The organism is Flectobacillus sp., assembly GCF_049240685.1.
GTDB lineage: Bacteria > Bacteroidota > Bacteroidia > Cytophagales > Spirosomataceae > Flectobacillus.
The window spans coordinates 1-4,954 of record NZ_JBMLSD010000392.1 but is presented as its reverse complement, the minus strand read 5'-3'; the positions used below and the strand labels follow the sequence as shown (position 1 = coordinate 4,954).

The 4,954-nt window shown below is 37.7% G+C and carries 2 protein-coding genes; both read right to left on the bottom strand.

Annotated features, from left to right (window positions below):
- The coding region (locus ACOVQ4_RS17945; protein WP_421821992.1) for an alpha-amylase family glycosyl hydrolase at positions 1-2,810 on the bottom strand (2,810 nt) is incomplete at its 3' end.
- 286 nt (positions 2,811-3,096) lie between these two features.
- Positions 3,097-4,545, bottom strand: coding sequence for a redoxin domain-containing protein (locus ACOVQ4_RS17940; protein WP_421821991.1), 1,449 nt, complete (start codon positions 4,543-4,545; stop codon positions 3,097-3,099).
- Positions 4,546-4,954 lie beyond the last annotated feature (409 nt).

Genomic DNA, 4,954 nt, shown 5'->3' with positions numbered 1-4,954 from the left:
ACCTGATTGCGTTGTGCATCTTGAATATGAATCAAATACAAACCCTCTTTTAGGTCAGCGATGGATATATCCGTATTGGTAGCCTCTATTTTTCCTTGTTTTACCATTTTTCCATAAAAATCATACATTTCGTAATGAGTATCTCCTTTTCTGAAAGTTGGAACCAACAAGCGAACCATATTAGTGGCAGGATTGGGAAATAATTTTACAGCCATTGCCTCTTCTTCTGTTGCCGTAATGACCAAAGATGAAGGTACTTTCCAAGAAACTATATCAGCTTCTGGTTTAGGAAATGGTTTGGTTGAAAAGATATGAAACTCTCCAGGCTCTAAAAATAAAGGCAAATCCAAATCGCTAACCTCGATACTATTTCCTGTAAAATAATCATACCATTTGCCTGTTGACGGGAAAAGGCGAGTCATGCCTTTGGCCTGAATATCAAAATTACCCACTACAAAAACTGTATTATCGCTCGAACGAAGCGTTACTTTTTTCTGCATGCCTGTCAAGTCGATACTAAAATCTGTTGTTTTAAATATCGATTGAGAGGTTTTTAATTGAGTCAAAGCAGCGTATGCTTTGTATAACTTCATTCGGCGAGCATCAGTTAGGTACTCCCATTTTAAAGGTTTTTGTCCTGTACGCCCATTAAAGTCAATATTGACATCATAGCCTAACTCGCCAAATTGCCAAATCATTTTTGGACCAGGCACAGACAAAAATACTGCTAGGCTTGCTTTCTCTCGTTCTAGGGCGGTTGTGAGGTCTCTAGTAGAGTAATTATTAGCGGTTTTCCCATTCTGAACAGCATCGTAAATCAAACGCTCTTCATCATGACTTTCCATATAACTAACAACACCCGGAGTTGTCATTCCTCTCGACAGATACGAAAGTCTTGTCAAGTCAACCGATTCACCTTTCATCATTCCTCTAAAATCATAGTTATGATTTCCCCAAACCATCATGCCCATATTAGTAAAGGTTCTTTCTTCTAAATCTTCAGAAAAAAGCTCCAAAATCACAAAAGCAGAGGCATCTACTTTGCGAATATTGTCATAGTATCCCTTCCAAATGTCAACTCTGGATTGGTCATAAAGTCTAAACTGTGCATCATTGGAAGTCTGTTTTTGGGTAAAACCTTTGGCTAGGTCAAATCTAAAACCATCGATTTTATACTCCTGCAACCAAAAAGCATTCGCACGATTCACGTATGCTTTGGTGGCTAAACTTTCGTGATTAAAATCAAAAAATACGCCAAATGGATGTCTATCAGTTTGGTTAAACATCGGAGAATCTGCCGAAGGTTTTGACCCGTCCCAATACATTTTTACATAAGGAAACTCATAATCTGCTTGGTTAAAAACCATATCCATCAGCACCGCAATACCTAATTCATGGCATTTGTCGATAAAGCGCTTCAAATCATCTTTGGTACCATAAGCCTTATCGGGGGCAAAGTAGAAAATTGGATTATATCCCCATGAATCATTGCCTGTAAACTCCTGAACTGGCATTAGCTCAATGGCATTTACCCCTAGTTTTTTCAAATATGATAGCGTATCAATAACAGCCTGATAGTTTTTATTGGCTACAAAATCTCTCACATGTAATTCATAAATCACCAAGTCTTCTTTGGCTGGACGTTTGAAATTGGTATTTTTCCAAGCATAAGCCGTTTGCCCAGTTTGAAATACCGAAGCAATCGTTTTGATAGTCGACGGTAAAGTCTTCAAATTAGGATAAGTATTCGTTGGAATATACTGGTCATTGTTAGGGTCCAGAATTTTTTCGGTATATGGGTCTGCCACGGCCAAAGTGCCATTTATCAAATACTGAAAAGCATACTCTTTCCCTTTTTCGATACCGTCTAGCTGTATCCAATAGCGTTCGGCAGAAGCATTTCTTTTCAGCAAATAGCTATTATTAGTTTCCCAGTTATTGAAATCTCCAATTACATGAACAAAGTCTTTACTGGGTGCATACAGTACTAAACCTATGCTAGTTTCAGACAAATAGTTAATGCCATCTTTCCATCCGGCTGGCACTTCGGCCGTCGTAATCTGGGGAGGTACCAACACCGCCAATTGGGCAGTTGAGGTACCTAATTTTGCTTTTGCCTGAACTTTCATCGTAATAGTGGAAGATTTATCATTGATTAATTTCGCCAATGAACTATAAGGTATTGTGGTTGAAAAGGTATCTATACTATCGGTCGAAAAATTAAGAATAGTATTGTTTATCAATGTATTTCCAACACTTACTTCGGCCGAAAATATAGCTTTTGCTGATGCTTTTAAACTAATAGGCAAATCTTGACCCGACTTTAGCACGATGGTACTTTCGGCAGGTGACAAAAACGCTAGGCTAAAGGCTGCATCATACATCGTCACAAAGAAGTCTTCGGTTTGAGCTGTTCCGTTGCCGTTTTTCAACAAAACACCTAATCGCTTGATAGACTTGCCCGAAGGTACATTATAGAAGGTTCGAGGAGTAATTTTGATACTCCAAACATCATTGCCCAAAGAGGTCATTTTTCCGTTTGTGAAAGGCTCTGCAAAGTTAGATTGCCCTGTGGGTACATACTCAAAGGCGTTGCCTGTGGCAGTTGTACCAGCACCAGACCAAAGAAAAACATCGGAGGTTTTGCCCAATAAACCTTTGGAACGAGCATCTTTTGACTGCTTTAGGTCAAATATGAGTGTTACTTCTTTATCGCCTGTTGGCAGAAGAGGGTCAGTTGTTACCGCCTGACCAAAAATAGGATAGCAACTTGCCCAAAGTAGGGCAAGCAGAAGAGATAATTTTTTCATAAAAAGTTTATAAACTTGGTTAATGGAAGTACGAAGATAGAGGCTTTCTTAGTTAAGTACAATAAAATACTAAGCAAAGACAGATTTACTGCTAGCGCCAATCTAGGACTTGGTCTGATTATTTCTCAAGTTTGGGAAATGAGCTGTCCAAAAACATATAAATGCGTGGTATTCTAAGCAGGAAAACGTTATTACTTAACTAAAAAGAAATTGAAAAACTCCATAAAAAAAGCTGGTTTGAGTCATCGACTTAAACCAGCTTGGAAAGAAAAAAGAACAAATAAAATTACAATCTCACGCTTTCAATCATATAAGAAATTTCCTCCACGGCCGCCTCGTCCGATCCTTCGAAACCAATCAATTTGTAACGAATGTTTCCTTTTCCATCAATGATAAATTTTGTAGGAATACCTATTATTCCAAATTTGTCTACCACTTTTGTGTTATTATCGTCGAGTAATACCGAGAATGTATATTTATTATCCTCAATAAATGCTTGAACTGCTTTTTTAGGCTCTGGAATCCGCTCCCAAGTATCGATAAACAAAAAGCGCACATTTGGGTCTTCTTTGTATTTATCTAAAGCCTTTTGCATAGCAGGAAACGACTTTTTGCATGGCCCGCACCAAGTAGCCCAAAAATCAAGTATTACGACTTTGCCTTTTAGCTCTGCCAATGAGACTTTGTTGCCTTTTAGGTCGAGCAATGAAAAAGTTGGAGCTGGTTGAGAAATCAATTCTTTGGCCAATTTTGCTTTGATACTTTTCTTCATGTCGGCATACAATTCATTCAAGTATTTTTCAAAACCTTCGCTTTTACCCTTGGCTTGAAGATAGGCTTCTTTTAATCCTACGACCACCTCATTGCTACCCTTACCTGTTTTAACGAGTTCGGCCAACATAGGCAATGCTTCTTTGCCTTTACCTGTTCCTGTCAAAATAAGCGCATAAACCTCGTTGGTTTGGTTTAATTTATATCCTTTAAGATTACTACGAAGTTCGTTAATGTATTTTAGGGCTTCGTCGTATTTTTTGATTTTGTAGAGTAAGCTTGCGTAATTTTGTAAGTAATAATAATAGTCATTCTGGGCATTAGGGTTTGGATTATTTTCCAAAGAAGCCTTGGTATTCTCTAAGCCTTCAAAAGCCAATTTTTCAGCCGTGACAAAATCGCCTTTTTGCAAAAATATTTGCGAATTGGAAGCCTGCGCAATTCCTTTATAAGATTGACTCTTTATTTGAGACAACCACAAAGCACTATTGGCAACATCGCCCGATTTGGCATAGGTAGAAGCAATTTCAGAGCGAGCATAATCATAAACAATATCAGGCTTTTCGATAGGTTCTGGAAACTTTTTCAGGAAAGTTTCATACGCTTCTAATTTAGCCTTTATTTCCTGTGGCGCTTGAATAACCATATTGTAAGAAGCCATTAGCGCAGCTTTTCCTAATGGAAATTTCTGAACAGCCAATTTGTTGATAGAATCAGCCAGGCCCCTTTGTTTGATAGTATAGGCCACACGAACGGCAAAGGTAAAATCTTTTTCTTCTGAAGACTTTAGTAAACGAGCAATTTCCGAATCTACCTTTTTGAGCTCGATGGCATCGCCAGTGTCAGCAATTTTTCGGTAAACTTTGAGGAGACTATCTTCTTTTGAAAGAGGCTTTTGCGTCTGAGCCAAGCCCATGAGGGAGATACTAAGCAGAAAGCTTAGTGTAACTAGTTTTTTGAACATAATAAATGAAATAAGTTTGAGATAAAGAAAAATGGAACTCGTAAAGATAAGGAGATTTTCTCCTCTATATGTGAAGTAAAGAAAGTATTAACTCACACCTAGTCTTGAGATATTTTTTTGAAGATAAGATATTTGGGTTTAGTAAAAGGTTTCTCGCAGGTAGCGAGTGAGTAATTAGGTAAGAAGTTATATTCCATCAGTAAAAACGCAATGATTGCGTCCTAAACCGAGTAAAATCTAGCATGGTAATATCAAAAAAGCGGTCGAAAACCTATTGTTCGACCGCTTTTTTGATAAAAATTTGGAGAATAATCCTTACCCCAAAAATTCGAAATGACTTTTCTTTGATGAATAGTCAATAAAATTCTATAGTTTGGGCAAAATAAGAGTTAAGTTTTGTGTTTTAGGC

Bases quoted from the DNA above. Each gene is read 5' to 3' on its own strand.
- ACOVQ4_RS17940 (WP_421821991.1), bottom strand. From the start codon at position 4,545: ATGTTCAAAAAACTAGTTACACTAAGCTTTCTGCTTAGTATCTCCCTC.